General features: G+C 38.6%; 12 protein-coding genes. 7 read left to right on the forward strand and 5 right to left on the reverse strand.

What is annotated here, in order from left to right; genetic code table 11:
* Positions 1–220: 220 nt before the first annotated feature.
* The 3 genes from AAEY62_RS15235 to AAEY62_RS15245 all read right to left on the reverse strand — a co-directional run bounded on the left by AAEY62_RS15235 (position 221) and on the right by AAEY62_RS15245 (position 4,723).
* Positions 221–3,148, reverse strand: coding sequence for a TonB-dependent receptor (locus tag AAEY62_RS15235; protein ID WP_350635285.1), 2,928 nt, complete (start codon positions 3,146–3,148; stop codon positions 221–223).
* Between the two features lie 413 nt (positions 3,149–3,561).
* A complete protein-coding gene (locus AAEY62_RS15240; RefSeq protein WP_024591187.1) occupies positions 3,562–4,260 on the reverse strand; it encodes a metallophosphoesterase in 699 nt (232 codons plus the stop codon).
* A gap of 214 nt (positions 4,261–4,474) precedes the next feature.
* Positions 4,475–4,723 carry a YfhL family 4Fe-4S dicluster ferredoxin gene (locus AAEY62_RS15245; protein WP_024591186.1) on the reverse strand — a complete coding sequence of 83 codons (249 nt, stop codon included), beginning with the start codon at positions 4,721–4,723 and terminating at the stop codon, positions 4,475–4,477.
* Positions 4,724–4,940: 217 nt separating this feature from the next.
* On the opposite strand from AAEY62_RS15245, the gene AAEY62_RS15250 reads away from it, so the two are divergent.
* On the forward strand, positions 4,941–5,834 hold the full coding sequence (locus tag AAEY62_RS15250) for a LysR family transcriptional regulator (RefSeq protein WP_024591185.1): 894 nt from the start codon (positions 4,941–4,943) through the stop codon (positions 5,832–5,834).
* A gap of 44 nt (positions 5,835–5,878) precedes the next feature.
* Here AAEY62_RS15250 and AAEY62_RS15255 read toward each other — a convergent pair whose 3' ends face one another.
* Positions 5,879–6,751: an EamA family transporter gene (locus AAEY62_RS15255; RefSeq protein ID WP_024591184.1), complete on the reverse strand. Its 873-nt coding sequence runs from the start codon at positions 6,749–6,751 to the stop codon at positions 5,879–5,881.
* Positions 6,752–7,376: 625 nt separating this feature from the next.
* Here AAEY62_RS15255 and AAEY62_RS15260 point away from each other — a divergent pair.
* The gene (locus AAEY62_RS15260; protein ID WP_101163344.1) at positions 7,377–7,757 is read left to right on the forward strand and encodes a GreA/GreB family elongation factor; all 381 of its coding nucleotides are present in this window, start codon (positions 7,377–7,379) and stop codon (positions 7,755–7,757) included.
* Positions 7,758–7,988: 231 nt separating this feature from the next.
* On the opposite strand, the gene trhP is transcribed toward AAEY62_RS15260, so the two are convergent.
* Complete coding sequence (gene trhP / locus AAEY62_RS15265) at positions 7,989–9,374, reverse strand: prephenate-dependent tRNA uridine(34) hydroxylase TrhP (protein WP_024591182.1); 1,386 nt, start codon at positions 9,372–9,374, stop codon at positions 7,989–7,991.
* A 279-nt stretch (positions 9,375–9,653) separates the two neighbouring features.
* On the opposite strand from trhP, the gene ndk reads away from it, so the two are divergent.
* From ndk to ispG, 5 genes are all read left to right on the forward strand, one after another.
* On the forward strand, positions 9,654–10,085 hold the full coding sequence (gene ndk, locus AAEY62_RS15270; RefSeq protein WP_007377442.1) for a nucleoside-diphosphate kinase: 432 nt from the start codon (positions 9,654–9,656) through the stop codon (positions 10,083–10,085).
* Between the two features lie 167 nt (positions 10,086–10,252).
* Positions 10,253–11,383, forward strand: coding sequence for a dual-specificity RNA methyltransferase RlmN (rlmN, locus tag AAEY62_RS15275; protein WP_007583420.1), 1,131 nt, complete (start codon positions 10,253–10,255; stop codon positions 11,381–11,383).
* Between the two features lie 126 nt (positions 11,384–11,509).
* Positions 11,510–13,348 (forward strand): type IV pilus biogenesis/stability protein PilW, encoded by a 1,839-nt coding sequence (pilW, locus tag AAEY62_RS15280; protein ID WP_024591181.1) that lies wholly within the window; start codon positions 11,510–11,512, stop codon positions 13,346–13,348.
* A complete protein-coding gene (locus AAEY62_RS15285) occupies positions 13,345–14,214 on the forward strand; it encodes a RodZ domain-containing protein (RefSeq protein ID WP_024591180.1) in 870 nt (289 codons plus the stop codon). The genes pilW and AAEY62_RS15285 overlap by 4 nt, the downstream gene beginning before the upstream one ends.
* Before the next feature lie 5 nt (positions 14,215–14,219).
* A complete protein-coding gene (ispG, locus tag AAEY62_RS15290; RefSeq protein WP_010554970.1) occupies positions 14,220–15,338 on the forward strand; it encodes a flavodoxin-dependent (E)-4-hydroxy-3-methylbut-2-enyl-diphosphate synthase in 1,119 nt (372 codons plus the stop codon).
* Positions 15,339–15,504 lie beyond the last annotated feature (166 nt).

A 15,504-nucleotide genomic window follows, 5' to 3' on the forward strand; every position in this document is an offset into this window, starting at 1 on the left:
GAGCGGGGGTCAATGTTTTATTTCAGCTTTTTGACAATTAAATGAATTTAGTATGAAAGCTATACAAATAAAGGGCTGCAGAGCTTTTTTGCCTATTAAACAACCAACATATGAGCAGTTAAACTACGTGCATACATAAAACTACAATATTAGGTGCTGTTAGGCTAAGCCAACTACATTTTTTAGTTGGCGTTTAATAAAGTATTACGTATGCAGTTAATTAAAAACTATAATTAAAGCCTGCGTAATAGCGTCGCCCTGAATAGCTTGAGTTAAGTAATCGTGCATCTGTATCATCACCTAAACGCGTTACCGATTCCGACTTAGTTAAATTAATAACAGCAGCTGTTAAGCTTAGCCCTTCATACAAATTAACCGATGCATTAACATCAACTTGCTCGTACGGGTCTTGATATACATTTAACCCACTATTAAGGCCTAATACTGTCTCCCCTCGTTTGTTATATGAAGCACGTATATTAAAAGCGTCACCTTCATAATAAACAGAGGTGTTGTACTGATACTTTGCACTGCCTATTAATGCCGACTGACCAAACTCTTCACCATTTACTGTTACATCTGCTTTATTGGTTTTGTTATAGGTGTAATTTGCGTAAAAACCAAAGCCATTATCAAAGGCATGCTGGATAAATACTTCCGCGCCTTTAGATATTGCATCGGTACCATTACCTACAGTGCTATACGGAGCTATATTAATGGTTCCTGCATCTACTATATTATTTTTACCGGCAAAGTTTTGCTCTACATCAATTACCAATGGCACAACAAAGTTATCTACTTTCTTATGAAAAAGTGCCAATCCAATAGCAGAACCCTCGCTGTAATAATACTCAATAGATAAATCAGCTTGCACCGATTCAAATGGCTTCAAGTTTTTATTACCACCACTGCCGCTAAAACCTGGCTGTTCATTAAATGCAGCTCTATCATTTGCCCATTCATCCGATACAAACGTAATACGCTGCTGCGCACCTAAATCGCTGTAATCAGGACGAGACATTACTTTTGCTATTGCCGCCCGAATAACTAAATCGTCAGTTGCATCCCACGCTATATTAAAGCTTGGTAGTATTTGAGTGTCTTCGTTTTCTTGAGTGACTAATTGATAGTCTTCTACAAAGCGTGCGTCACCAGTTACTGGCTCGCCTGTTTCGTCATTTGTGTGATCTAATTGGTAGGTATATAAGTCAGTAGATGAAGTAAGTGTTTTTGTTTGCACAACACGCACGCCCAAATTACCTCTTACTTCACTAAACTCAAAATCACCTTGAATATAAAAAGCAGATATTTTCTCTTCAATGTCGTAAACAAAGTTATCTTCAATACGTGTATAAGGTACATAGCTAGCAGTGACCATATCGCGATATTTATCCCAGTCGATACTTGGCATTTGGTTTATACCAAAACCACCAACAATATTACTCTCACTAGTAAATACATTTTGAGCTAATGGCATTCCACCATTCCATTGGTAGCTGTCGAAACGCGTAATACCTTGCTCGCTTGCTTCGCCCGCAGTAATATCAAAATTAGGATCTAAAAAGAAGGTATTGCCAGTTTCACGATGAAGCGTGGAGTTACGATATTTGACACCGGTTCTAATTGTTTTTAAAAAGCCCCAATCAACATAAAAATCCACATCAGCTTGGTAATAATCTTCTTCTAACTCACTGCGTACAAAACTTGAGTTTGAAGAGCCCGCATCACGACCGCCTCCAATTCCACTTTGCAAGTTAGCTAGTGTATTAGGGTCAATATTAAGTGATACATTATTTTGGTTGAGTGACCAGCCTGCCATTTGAGCAGCATTTTGAATAGCAGTGGCGTTTTCGCCCGCGTTTGAACTTTTATATGCAGCTTCCCAGCTTTCTTCCGGCCCCCCTTCTGATTTTGTATTACCCACAACAAAACGCGCTTTAAAATTATCGCCTTCATAAGTTAAATTAAAATCAAAGGTATCGGAGGTGGATTCTTCACGTACATAACTGCCGCGCATCCACGGAAACTGCATATCACTTTCAATACCGCTTGCCATCGCATCGTATTGCATACCTGTAACAATACTTCCCGACTCATCAAGATTTACATCAGTTAAAAAATCAGAATTTAAAGACCACTCAGGTATATCAATCACAGATTCAGTTCTGTCTTGGCCGAGTGTAAAGCCAAAGTAATTAAATCCAAGCTCTAAACGATTTGTTGGTCGCCACTGTGTACTAACTTGAATTCCTTCGCGCTCACGTTTTTCGTTAAGAACTGAACCTCGCACAACTTGTGGAAACCAAACTCCATCGTAACTGTTGCCGTTTGCATCATTAATAGTATCCCAACCATTATTGTTATTAACTGCGTTACCGTTTATATCTGTAGGTTGTCCACCGCCAGTGTAGCGCCATACATTTGCATCAGTTCCGCCCGAAAGTGTCCTGTTTATTCGTTCCTGATACGTATAGCCAACTAATACACCAAAGTTTTCGTTGTCGTTTTTCCATGAATATAAACCCGTAAACTGTGGTTCATACTCTTTTGTAACATCAGCGTAAGTACTCTCTACATTAAATACACCCGAGTTTACATCCATACTCAAAGGTTTTCGGCTATGCATTAATACAGTACCACCAACCCCTCCTTCATCTAAGCGTGCCTCTGGCGATTTATAAACCTCTACACTTTCAATCATCGAAGACGGTAACAAAGCATAATCAAACGAACGGGAAGGTTCACCCGGAGAAGACGCAATAAAATTACCATTAAGCTGTGTAAAAGTTAGCGCCGACGACAAACCACGAATACTGACTGATGAACCTTCTCCGCCGTCACGCTCAATTACCACACCAGGTAAACGCTGAAGAGAGTCGGCAACGTTTTTATCAGGGAATTTTCCAATATCTTCAGCGGTAATTGCATCAACCACAGAGCCTGACATACGTTTTACATCTAAGTTTTCGGCCATGCTTGAACGGATACCACGTACTTCTATTACTTCCATATCTTTTGTGTGCTGCGAGTTTTTGTTTTCTTGCGCTGCAAAAGCATACGTAGAACCCAAAGCAGAAAAAATTGATACATAAAGTGACGACTTACAAAACGTTGAAAAAGGGAAAGGGTATATGCTTGCTAATATCATGTGAGAGGCTGTTCCATTTAAATCTGCTCATAAAACTAAAGCGAGAAGTTAGTCCTTTTACGCAAATTATTCACGTAATGGCAAAAATTGCTCCCAATTCTACACAGCCAAACTTAACCGTTTGTTAACCAACAATATTAAATTAAATAAACGTCTCTTTTAACTGTATTTATACCTATTAAATGAAAGTTAAAACCCAGCCCACACATCAAATCCGCTCTCAATTAACAAACTAAGAGCGGCTTTGTGGTATTTAATAGCTTAATGAAATAATTACAGTGCAAAAATCATCATAAAGTGTATACAAAAAAACGAAGGGGATAATTAGATGAGGTAGTCAGCAGTTTATACTTTAAAAAGCAAAACTGCCGGATGATATTTGAAAGAAGCAACAATTGCTAAATAGCGCTTGGTTAATCAAGCGTAGTAATAACCTCTGAAAGCTCGAGTAATGTCGGCTTTCCACCATAATAATTGGTATCTATGTGATAGCTATTACCCACCCAGAAAGGTGCTTTAGTTGAGTTATGTCCATGTATTGAAAAGTCGACTCCATGACTTTTAACTACCTTATTTTGTTTAACCACTTCGCGATCCCACAATAAAGATTGCACAATCACCGATTTATCATCAGGGTAATTTTCCCAATCCCACGATTGTGCAAATGTATGAGACAACCCAACTTTATAACCGCGATATTCAAGTACTATTGAAAGAGGTTTAGTTAGTAACTCATCGCACATAACATTGAGCTTTTCACTCGATACCGACTTGTGCCAATTGCCACCATTGTCAGTCCATAATTTAAAAGCCGCTTTATCATTACTTAATAATGATTCCAACATTAAATGCTCATGATTACCTAATATCATACATGCCCTAATGGCTTGTAAGTGTGTAAATAAGTCATATGTTTTATCCCCGCGATCAACAAAGTCGCCTAGGCAAAACAAAGTATCTCTTTCAGGGTTAAAATTTACGTTATTAAGTGCGTTTTTTAAGGCAGGTAAATCACCATCAAGATCGCCAATTACAAATACTCGGCACTCATCATTAATAAATATTGCTTGTTTTGAAGATACAGCCTGAATAGCGTTAATACCTATATGCAAAATAGACTCCTATAGAATGCAATCTAAAACTTAGATTAATACTTGAGTTTATAAAGCCTTAAGGTAACACAATATAATTGATAATTAATGAAGGTAATAAAATTTGATTGAAACTAAAAATGCATGACGGCGGACTTTAGCTACAAGCTAAATAAGTAATGTAGATAGTTTTTAGCCGATAGTAAAAAGCGGCTTAGCAAAATACCTGAACAAGTTATAAGTTCGTTAGCAGCACAAACTTATCAGCCAGCTCACCTAAACTTTCACGCTTATTAGGATCGGGCTTTATACAGTCAATAGGGCAAACACTTACACAAGTAGGTTTATCATAATGCCCTACACACTCAGTACATTTACTAGCATCTATTTGGTATATTTTAGCGCCCATATAAATAGCCTCATTAGGGCACTCTGGGTCACACATATCGCAGTTAATGCATTTACTATTTATGAGTAGAGCCACTTTTTAGCCTTTCCAATTAAAGTCCTATAAAACAAAAAATGAAAAAATAGAGCATTTACTGCTTTATTTTAAATTATATGATTAACAGCGTTAAATTATGCATTTTATTGACTTTTTCTTTGTTGATCTTTATCAATAAAAACTTCTGGCTTCTCTAATGAAATTTTAAAGCGTCGCTGTTAATATTGTCTACATCCTAAACAATAAAGTAGTTCTGATGGCAGCTAATTATTCTCTCGATGATTTACGTTACTTTTGCACCATAGTAAAACTAGGTAGCTTTAAAAAAGCATCAATAAGCCTTGATATGTCACTATCAACTTTGAGCCGTAGAATACGTTTATTAGAGCAAGCTCTGCAATTAACGTTACTAAATCGAGATGCCCATCGAGTTACACTTACGCATACTGGCGAGTTATATTACGATCGCTATCGTAAACTGTTCGATGAAGTAGAGTGTATAGAGCAAGCACTTTGTGATGAGAAAGACCAACCTAAAGGGAAAATTAGGATCTGTGCACCCATTTACATGGGTAAACATTTTTTAAGTGCTATTTTTTGTGATTTTTTACTGCAGTATCCCGATATTCAACTAGATTTACGCTTTTCAAATAACCTTATTGATATTGAAAAAGAAGGGATTGATATAGCGTTTAGAGTAAGAAATCCTGCCATTGATAATTGGGTTATTAGGGAGCTTAAGCTTACTCATAATGTATTGTGTGCTCATCCTGACTATGATTATCAATCCATCACTCATCCTGAGCAATTAGAAGAGCAACCAAAAATTACGTGCGTTGGGTTGGTACCGTGGCAATTAAAAAATCAGCACACGAACGAGGAATATAGCTTCAACCCAAACACACATGTTCGATTAGAAGTTGATGAAATTCAAATGATGAAACAAGCAGTTGAGTCTGGTGTGGGTATTAGCTACATCCCTGATTATATAGCATTACCACTTATTAAAGCCGGAAAGCTTAAACACATTCTTCCTGATTGGCAAAGCAAAGGGCAGCCATTTTCTATGCTTTATCGCGACAGAAAACAAATCCCTTATCGAGTGCGATTACTTATAGAGCATACACTGCAACACTTCACTAAAATGTAGCAGTGTAGGCTTTTCACAGCAAAGTAATTAAGCTAATTCATCTTTTAAAAACTAAGCCTTAGTACGATTACACCTAAAAATGCCGTTGTTAATCCTATAACTTCTTGGCGTGTAAAAGACTCTTTTAGAATGATGCGTGAATACAACAAAATAATTAAAATATTCATACCTGAAATCGCTGAAACTAGCCCTGTATTACCAATAGCAAAAGCCGATATTATTGCAACCATGCCAGCTACATTTGTTAAACCAATAAGTAACCCGCACGAAAATGTTTTACCGGCAGACCAATACGCTTGAGAAGAGCCTTGCTCTGCTAGCATTTTTTTACGCTTTACTAACCAACTAACGGCAAAAAGAAAGCTACCAAAACCAAACATAGACGTTAAAGTTGCAAACGTATCAGCCTCAAGAAGCGTTGATTGCTTCCCCATTAAATCATTAAATGCAAAAGACAGTGCCGCGAGTAATCCCCATTGCGCGCCTTGTAAATTACTTAATGAGATATCGCTGGAGTAGCGAATAATATAAAGGCCGCCAAAAATAATAAAAAAGCCGATTAATTGAATAACAGTTAAGGTTTCTTGCCATAATAAAAAGGCAAATAAAAGTACAAATAAAGGCGTTAACCCCGACAGGATGCTAATTAAAGACGCTTTCCCAACCGAAAACCCTTTGTGCAAAAACCCATTAGCCGCAAAAGATCCAAAACCTAAAGCGAGCCCAACCGTAATATCAGCCCAGCCGTACCATGTGTGCTCAAACACCACAGTACCTAGCGCACTAATTATAAATCCCACAAAAAAAACACCGAATAATAATAGATTACGATTAATCTTTTTTTGTGACGTCCATTGGTACATTATTCCTCGCGCACCAAAAAAAACAGTGGCGAGTAATGCAAAAATTATCCACATATAAGTGAGACCCTTTATAATTTACTTTGATAAACCCGAATAAAAAGTGGTTATTTAACATTGTTGAATGCAATGACTATTACATAAAGGTTCAACAGTAAAGCACCTAGCCACTACAAGAGCGTTACCCGATACCTAGCTTCTACTCTATAAAATAAGCAGCTTAGGCTTCACATAATAAAATACTAGCCACACAATTACACTTTAATAAACAACAACACCAGTATATTTAATCTATAAATATTATAAACAGGCATAAGTGGCACTATAGATCCCATAAATAGCATTTAACTATTTAGTCGCTTAGCTTCAATCACATAGTGAGCAACTAACACACAGAGATAACAACAATTTAGTGAAAAAAACGAATTTATAAAAACATAAAAAACAGTTTTAAACTGTCATTTTATCGACAATATATTTTTAACCTAAAACTCAATTGACTTTATTTTTAAACTCAATATGATTGATTTAAACAAAGAGGATAATATGTTTACTTTAATCACATACCTGCTAAAAACAAATACCACCTTCGGAATTTAAGCCGAGTGTAACCCTTACACTCGGCAGTTACACTGTACCTTTATATATTTAAATTCGATTTAGTTTTTGTGGGGATTAGTCCGTGCTTTCTTTTCTGTTCGAGCGTAAAAAATCTTTCCTGTCTAAAAATAACTTCACAGACGCAGCGGTACTATTACAACCGCTGAAGCTTGCGTATTTACTACAAGAAGTCGAGTATTCACAGCGGCCTTGGTCAAAATTCAATCCGCATGTACAAATTAATAGCACGGTGGTTATTAAAAATATAACCACCGGTTTTAAGCGCCGCATAACTTTAGTGCCTCCAAGCCAACGAAGGCACTTTATTAGTGACGTATCATTTCACTCTCCTCTTGGGGTCGCTCTTTTAGGGCATAAAATAAATCATATTATTGAATATAAAGAAGCTGGGGAATCCCACCTTTGGGAAATAATAGCCATTAATATTAAGGAGGAAATATAGAGTAAATTATTTCAATTTTTATTTATTAATTTTATATATTTAATTGGAGTTATTTGTAATGAGTAAAGAAAAACCTAAAAAACATGCAAGCAAAACATTAAAACAAAAACGTAAAGAGCGAAGAGATAAGCTAAAGCAACTTGAAAAATAATTAATATTATTTTAAATAAAGTCGCAAACTCGGGGTTTTTATAACCCCGAGTTTTTTGAAAAAACTATATTCAGCTGTAGCTAAACAGCTTGTTTAAATGGATTACGAGTATCTTGTTGTTCCTCAAGATTACGCATTAAAATAGCGTGCGCTAAGTTGATGCCTTCATTTAGCGGTATTTTTACAATGTGACCAGAGCCTTTAGCATCGCTAATAGTTTCCCCCTTTTTGTTTTCCATATATTCAAGCTTAAAAGTAATGTTACCTTGTGGTGTCATAAGCTCTAAGGAGTGACCTGTACAAAATTTATTTTTAACGTCTATTTCAACTAATCCATTTTCGCAGCGCTCAAGTACTTCTCCCACAAATTGCTGCTTAGTTGATACCGAATGACCGTATTCATAATTTTGATAATCTTGATGGGCATGGCGTTTTAAAAAGCCTTCGGTATAACCACGATGTGCTAGATTTTCGAGTGTTTTAAATAAGTTAGTATCAAATGGTTTACCCGAAGCTGCGTCGTCTATTGCTTTGCGATAAACTTGTGCTGTGCGCGCTACATAATAAAATGACTTAGTACGCCCTTCTATTTTTAAACTATGTACACCCATTTTTGTTAACTGCTCTACGTATTGCACAGCGCGTAAATCTTTTGAGTTCATAATATAGGTGCCGTGCTCATCCTCGAATGCAGGCATGTACTCACCAGGGCGGCCTTGTTCCTCTAGCATAAATACATCGTTACTTGGCGCGCCTTCACCCAGTGTAGGAATCACCTGTTTGGGGTCAATTTTATGCACCATTTCGCCGGTTTCGTTCTCAACACCAGGTTTTACATCGTAATCCCAACGACATGCATTAGTACACGTGCCTTGATTTGGATCGCGCTTATTTATGTAACCAGAGAGCAAACAACGCCCCGAATACGCCATACACAGTGCGCCATGTACAAATACTTCAAGTTCGGTGTCTGGGCAGAGTGTGCGTATTTCGGTTATTTCTTCGAGCGACAGCTCCCGCGATAAAATAACGCGTTCAATTCCCTGCTTTGCCCAAAATTGCACGCTTGCGTAGTTAACTGCATTTGCCTGCACTGATAGATGAACCGGCATAGTCGGCCACTTTTCACGAACCAGCATAATTAAACCAGGGTCTGACATAATTAGCGCATCGGGTTTCATCGCAATAACCGGTTCTATATCACGTAAATACGATTTAACTTTGGCATTATGCGGCGCAATATTAGACACCACATAAAACTTTTTATTTTGCGCATGCGCCTCACTAATGCCTACTTTCAGAGTGTCTAGGTCAAACTCATTATTACGCACACGCAAACTATAACGAGGCTGCCCCGCATAAACCGCATCTGCGCCATAAGCAAACGCGTAGCGCATGTTTTTTAAACTGCCTGCGGGGCATAATAATTCAGGAATAAAAGGCATTGAAGAAATAACGGGTGACATGTGCGCTCCATACATCAAACTGGGTTTAAGCCAGTTGCATAAGTAGTTAACCTAAACTCTGAAAAATAAATCTATCCCAAGCAGAATTCAGATTAGTCATTAACAAATAAGTAAACAGAAGCGCGGCAGTATAAATGCGGTCAATAATTTGCGTTTGATCGAGATCACAAAACGGCAACCAAACTGGTTTTTAATAAAATTAGGATTTTTCACTTAAAACGCGTATAATTCGCGCCCGTTAATATTCACACTTTTACTTAAAATTATTGGAGCATAAAGATGGCTTTAGAACGTACTTTTTCAATCGTAAAACCTGATGCAGTTGCTAAAAACCACATTGGCGCTATCTACAACCGTTTCGAATCTGCTGGCCTTAAAATCGTTGCAGCTAAAATGGTTCACCTTTCACAAGAGAAAGCTGAAGGTTTCTACGCTGAACATAGCGAACGTCCTTTCTTCGGTGCTTTAGTATCTTTCATGACATCTGGTCCAGTAATGGTTACAGTTCTTGAAGGCGAAAACGCTGTTCTTAAAAACCGTGAAATCATGGGTGCTACTAACCCTGCTGAAGCACTAGCTGGTACTTTACGTGCAGACTACGCTGATAGCATCGACGAAAATGCTGTTCACGGTTCTGACGCTGTTGAATCTGCTGCTCGCGAAATCGCGTACTTCTTCGCTGACGAAGAGCTTTGTTCACGTACTCGTTAATTCGAATTCGTTAACATATTGAAAAGGGCTTTCGGGCCCTTTTTTAGTCATTACGTAAAGTATTAATCAGAAACTCATGATGTTTTACTTAATGATTAAAGTGAGTGAATTGTGTACAATTCGTCCTCGTAAATTTTATCTCCACCGTCACCGATTGAGGTTGTTTCATGACCGAGCAAAAAAAGATTAACTTATTAGATTTAAACCGAGAAGCAATGCGCGAGCTATTTGCATCGTTCGGTGAAAAGCCGTTTCGTAGTGACCAGGTGATGAAATGGATTTATCATTTTGGCGTAGATAACTTCGACGATATGAGCAACGTAAACAAAAAGCTTAAAGAAAAACTTAAAGCTGAGTGCGAAATTGTAGCGCCAGAAATCACTGTGCGCCAACAAGCAAGCGACGGTACTATTAAGTACGCACTTATTCTGGAAGGCGGCCAAGAAGTAGAAGCCGTTTGGATCCCTGAAAAAGAGCGCGCTACGTTATGTGTATCATCACAAGTGGGTTGTGCTCTTGAGTGTACTTTTTGTTCTACCGCTCAACAAGGCTTTAACCGTAACTTAAAAGTATCTGAAATTATTGGTCAAGTTTGGCGTGTAGCTAAAGATATAGGCCTTGATGGTCATAGCGAAAAGCGCCCAGTAACTAACGTTGTAATGATGGGTATGGGCGAGCCTTTACTTAATCTTAAAAACGTAGTGCCAGCAATGGAACTAATGATGGACGATTGGGGCTTTGGTTTATCTAAGCGCCGCGTAACATTAAGTACTTCAGGCGTTGTACCTGCACTTGATTTACTAAAAGAGAAAATTGACGTAGCACTGGCTATTTCACTTCACGCACCCGATAACGCACTGCGTGACATTTTAGTGCCAGTTAATAAAAAGTACCCTATTGAAGAATTTTTAGCCTCGTGTCGTCGTTATATCGATGGCTCAAAAGCAAATAAAGATGTAACGGTTGAATACGTGATGCTTAACGGTATTAACGACAGCACCGATCAGGCGCATGCATTAGTGCAAACGTTAAAAGGCACACCTTGTAAGGTCAACCTTATTCCGTTTAACCCGTTCCCGGGTAATGAATACACGCGCTCAAGCAATAGCCGTATTGACCGTTTTTCAAAAGTATTACAAGCAGCAGGCGTTACCTGTATTGTGCGTCGTACTCGCGGTGACGATATTGACGCTGCTTGCGGACAGTTAGTAGGTGATGTAGTTGACCGTACTAAACGTTTAGCTAAAAAGAAAATGCGTGACGATAACGCAATTAGCGTTAATATCCACCAAGCATAATCTGTAACCACCCTATGTGAATTAGTCATGTAGGGTGGTTAAGTTGTTTATTTTTAAATAAATGATGCAACAACAAAGGTTTTAGGTAAGATAGGCGCCATGGACTAAAAATAAAGAGATAAGGTAATGCGATCTATACTTGCTATAACACTATCAACACTTGCCTTAAGTGGCTGTGTTAGCGAAAGTAGTTATAACGGCAGTAATAAGCCCGTCGTCGAAAATAAAATTAATAATACTGGCGCAGCACGAACACGAATTGCTTTAGCCTTACAGTATTTAAAAACGGGTAATAACTCTCAAGCCAAATACAATTTAGAACGTGCAGCTGCATTTGCTCCTGACCTGCCTGAAGTACATTACTCTCTTGCTTATTACTATCAACAAGTAGGCGAGAACCCGCTAGCTGATAAAGCATACCAAAAAGCACTCGAAATAAAGCCTGACGACCCTAATACGCTTAATAACTACGGCGTGTTTTTATGTGGCATTGATGAATACGATCGTGCAACTGATCAATTTTTAAAAGCCATTGAAGTACCAAGTTATATTCGCGTTGCCGAAAGTTACGAAAATTTAGCCTTGTGTGCTATTGAATTTGATGATTTCGAAAATGCAGAAAGTTATTTTCAACAGGCACTTAATCACAGCTCTCAGCGTACATCTACGTTAATTAGTTTAGCAGCGCTGTATTACGCAAAAAGTGACTTATACAAAGCCAGTGAACTTTTAAAACGCTACGAAAGCACAGGTCGAGTATCTTCTCGCGCATTAATGCTTAGCTACCTTGTAAAAAACAGAATGGGCAGAATAGAAGAGGCTGAAAAAATTTCCAGCACTATTTTACAAACTTACTCTAGCAGTAACGAAGCCTATGCATTAAAAGAGAAAAGAACACGTTTTAATGAGTTTGAAATACTGCGAGAAAAATACCGCAAAGCGCAGTTAAAAGAACTAAAAAACGACGAAAGCGGCGCGCACGTTAGTTCAAAACCAAAAATAAAAGTAATCAGAAAGAAACGTTCACCACAAGACGGTTTAACAAGCTTGGTAACAAACGACGAGCAAAAAACAGATAAAAAGATCGCAATAGCAAATAACCAAGATGTAAATCCAGTTATAGTAAGAGAAAAGCAAGCTAAGGCGGTACAAAACACGGTCAGTAAGCAAGCCGACGAAGCAACCGTAATAGCAAAACAAGTAACAACCCAAAAAGAAGAAGCTCCTAAAGTCGTCGCACCAAGCAACCCTACCGATACATCGGCTGTTATGCTTGCACTTACTACTGAGCACGACTCTGCAGATTCCGTAGTAGCTGCACCTAAAAAAGCTAAGTCCGTTTACGAACCTCAAAAAGAAGTTATAGCAACAAAACAACCAGCTAAAGCCGATGACGAGGTAACAATAATTTCGTTTGGCGCACCTAAAACAGGCCAGTTTAATTCGCAGCAAACTAGTAACTATAGTAATTCAGTTCCTGCAGTTACCGCTCAAAAAAATAGTAGTGACGTGGTATTCTACGAAGCGACTAAAAATACAACTGTATTTGAAAATAGCAGCTATCAAAATGATGCCGATATTGAATTTAAAAGTTACGAAGCAGTACAAAAAACAGAGATCCCAATGCTTAACCCTAAAGTATCGCCTTTACGCGTGCCATTTCACGTAATTGCTGTTGGCGAAAACCTATTTAGCATTTCGGTGCGATACAATGTTAAACTACAAAAGCTCCTGCAATGGAATGGTCTAAAAGAGTCGGATCGGGTAATGAATGGAAGTAAAATATACCTAAACGATCCAAATATTTATTACGAAATTAAAGCTGGTGATTCCCTTTACGATATAGCTACCCAGCGGCATGTATTAATTGATGAATTAATGCGATGGAATAAATTAAGTCCTGATATAGCACTAAAACCAGGGCACAAACTTTTACTAGTGGATCCAGACTCATACACATTATGAATGAAGAAAATACGCAAACACAGAGCGAACAGCCAACTGTAGGCCAGATATTAAAAAATCACAGAGAACAAGCGAACGTTAGCATAGCGACTATTGCTGCACCGTTAAAGCTGTCTGAACTTCAAATTAAGCGCCTTGAAAATGATGAATTTACATTACTCGGCCCTATTACTTTTGTTAAAGGCTATATAAAAAACTATTGCCGTGAATTAAAAGTAGATAGCGCACCTATATTAGCAATGATGCCAGCCCCACCGGAGCCGGCTAAACCCGCTAATATGCAGAGTTTTTCACGCCGTACAGAAAAAGAAGCAAACGACAGCCGTTTAATGTTTTTTAGCTATTTAATTTTAGCGATTGTTATTGGCTCATCTGCTTTATGGTTTTGGCAAAACGCGACACCTATTGAAGAGCAAACGAGTAACATAAACGTTGCCAACTCAAAAATGAGCGAGCGCCAAGCCGCTCAACCCAGTATTTCAGAGCAACAGCAACAAGCCGAAATTGACGATGAATCATTATTAGAATCACAAAGCACGTCTAGTGAAACATCAACAAGCCCAGAAATAGTTAAAGAAACGGCTCCTATTGCTTCTAACAATGCAAGCCAAGAAGATGCTAGCAGCACAATTGTCATGAACTTTAATGGCGAAAGTTGGGTTGAAATTTACGACGGCGAAGGCGAAAAAATAGCATTCGGCGTTAAAAAAGCAGGCTATATTATGACCGTAAGCGGTACGCCTCCTTTTTCAGTTGTGCTTGGTAAGCATGACGCTGTAGACATTACTTTAAACGGTGAACCTGTAGATGTTTCTGCATTTCCTCAAAACCGTTTAGCCAAATTTACATTACCACTAGCAGAGTAGTCGCTATGTTTTCAGAATCTCCAATTAAACGCAGAAAATCCACCCGAATCAATGTAGGTAACGTCCCTATTGGTGATGGTGCCCCTATTGCAGTGCAATCAATGACCAACACCGACACCATGGATGTTGATGCAACTGTTGCACAAATACAGGCAATACAAGATGCAGGTGCCGACATAGTCCGTGTATCAGTACCAACAATGGATGCAGCCGAAGCGTTTAAAAGTATAAAAGAGCAAGTAACGATTCCGCTAGTTGCAGATATTCACTTTGATTACCGTATAGCCTTAAAAGTAGCAAAATACGGTGTAGATTGCCTGCGTATAAACCCGGGGAATATAGGTAGTGAAGAGCGTATAAGAGCTGTGGTCGATTCTGCACGCGAGCACAACATTCCTATTCGTATTGGTGTAAATGGCGGTTCACTAGAGCGCGACTTACAAGAAAAATACGGCGAACCAACACCAGAAGCCTTATTAGAATCAGCAATGCGCCATGTAGATATCTTGCGCCGCCTTGATTTTGACCAATTTAAAATATCAGTAAAAGCGTCTGACGTATTTTTAGCTGTAGGTGCATATCGCTTACTCGCTAAAGAAATAGACCAACCACTGCATTTAGGTATTACCGAAGCGGGCGGCATGCGCTCAGGCTCTGTTAAATCTGCAGTAGGTTTAGGTATGCTTCTTGCCGAAGGTATTGGCGATACCCTGCGTGTATCACTTGCTGCCGACCCGGTACAAGAAATTAAAGTAGGCTTTGATATCTTAAATTCATTGCGCATTCGTTCGCGTGGAATTAACTTTATTGCCTGCCCTAGCTGCTCACGCCAAGAGTTTGATGTAGTAAGCACCATGAACCAACTTGAAGAGCGCTTAGAGGATATTATCGAACCTATGTCAGTTTCGGTAATTGGTTGCGTTGTAAATGGACCAGGTGAAGCGCTTGTGAGTGATATAGGGCTTGCCGGTGCAAATCGTCGTTCTGGTTTGTATATAAATGGCGAACGCCAAAAAGCGCGCATTGATAACAACAACATTGTTGACCAGCTTGAAGGTTATGTACGCGACTTTATAGAAAAAAAGCAGAACCAAACACCGATTGACATAAAAATAGTCGAATAAATACCGCATAAAGCGCCAAACAGCGGTGTTTGGCGTTTACCTTTATAGCTAGTGGATACCCAAACGACCCCAAGATACAGAATTCAGCGTTTCACAGGCTCTTAATATCAAGGCGTTACTTTGCAAGAATGGCAATCCCTTTTAAAAAGTAACAACGATGAGAGTA

Source organism: Pseudoalteromonas sp. GW168-MNA-CIBAN-0100 (assembly GCF_040309225.1).
GTDB lineage: Bacteria > Pseudomonadota > Gammaproteobacteria > Enterobacterales > Alteromonadaceae > Pseudoalteromonas > Pseudoalteromonas arctica.

Excerpts from the sequence above, each read along its gene's own strand:
- AAEY62_RS15235 (WP_350635285.1), bottom strand. The coding sequence starts at position 3,148 with ATGATATTAGCAAGCATATACCCTTTCCCTTTTTCAACGTTTTGTAAG.
- AAEY62_RS15250 (WP_024591185.1), top strand. The coding sequence starts at position 4,941 with ATGGCAGCTAATTATTCTCTCGATGATTTACGTTACTTTTGCACCATA.
- AAEY62_RS15255 (WP_024591184.1), bottom strand. The coding sequence starts at position 6,751 with ATGTGGATAATTTTTGCATTACTCGCCACTGTTTTTTTTGGTGCGCGA.
- trhP (WP_024591182.1), bottom strand. The coding sequence starts at position 9,374 with ATGTCACCCGTTATTTCTTCAATGCCTTTTATTCCTGAATTATTATGC.
- ndk (WP_007377442.1), top strand. The coding sequence starts at position 9,654 with ATGGCTTTAGAACGTACTTTTTCAATCGTAAAACCTGATGCAGTTGCT.
- rlmN (WP_007583420.1), top strand. The coding sequence starts at position 10,253 with ATGACCGAGCAAAAAAAGATTAACTTATTAGATTTAAACCGAGAAGCA.
- pilW (WP_024591181.1), top strand. The coding sequence starts at position 11,510 with ATGCGATCTATACTTGCTATAACACTATCAACACTTGCCTTAAGTGGC.
- AAEY62_RS15285 (WP_024591180.1), top strand. The coding sequence starts at position 13,345 with ATGAATGAAGAAAATACGCAAACACAGAGCGAACAGCCAACTGTAGGC.
- ispG (WP_010554970.1), top strand. The coding sequence starts at position 14,220 with ATGTTTTCAGAATCTCCAATTAAACGCAGAAAATCCACCCGAATCAAT.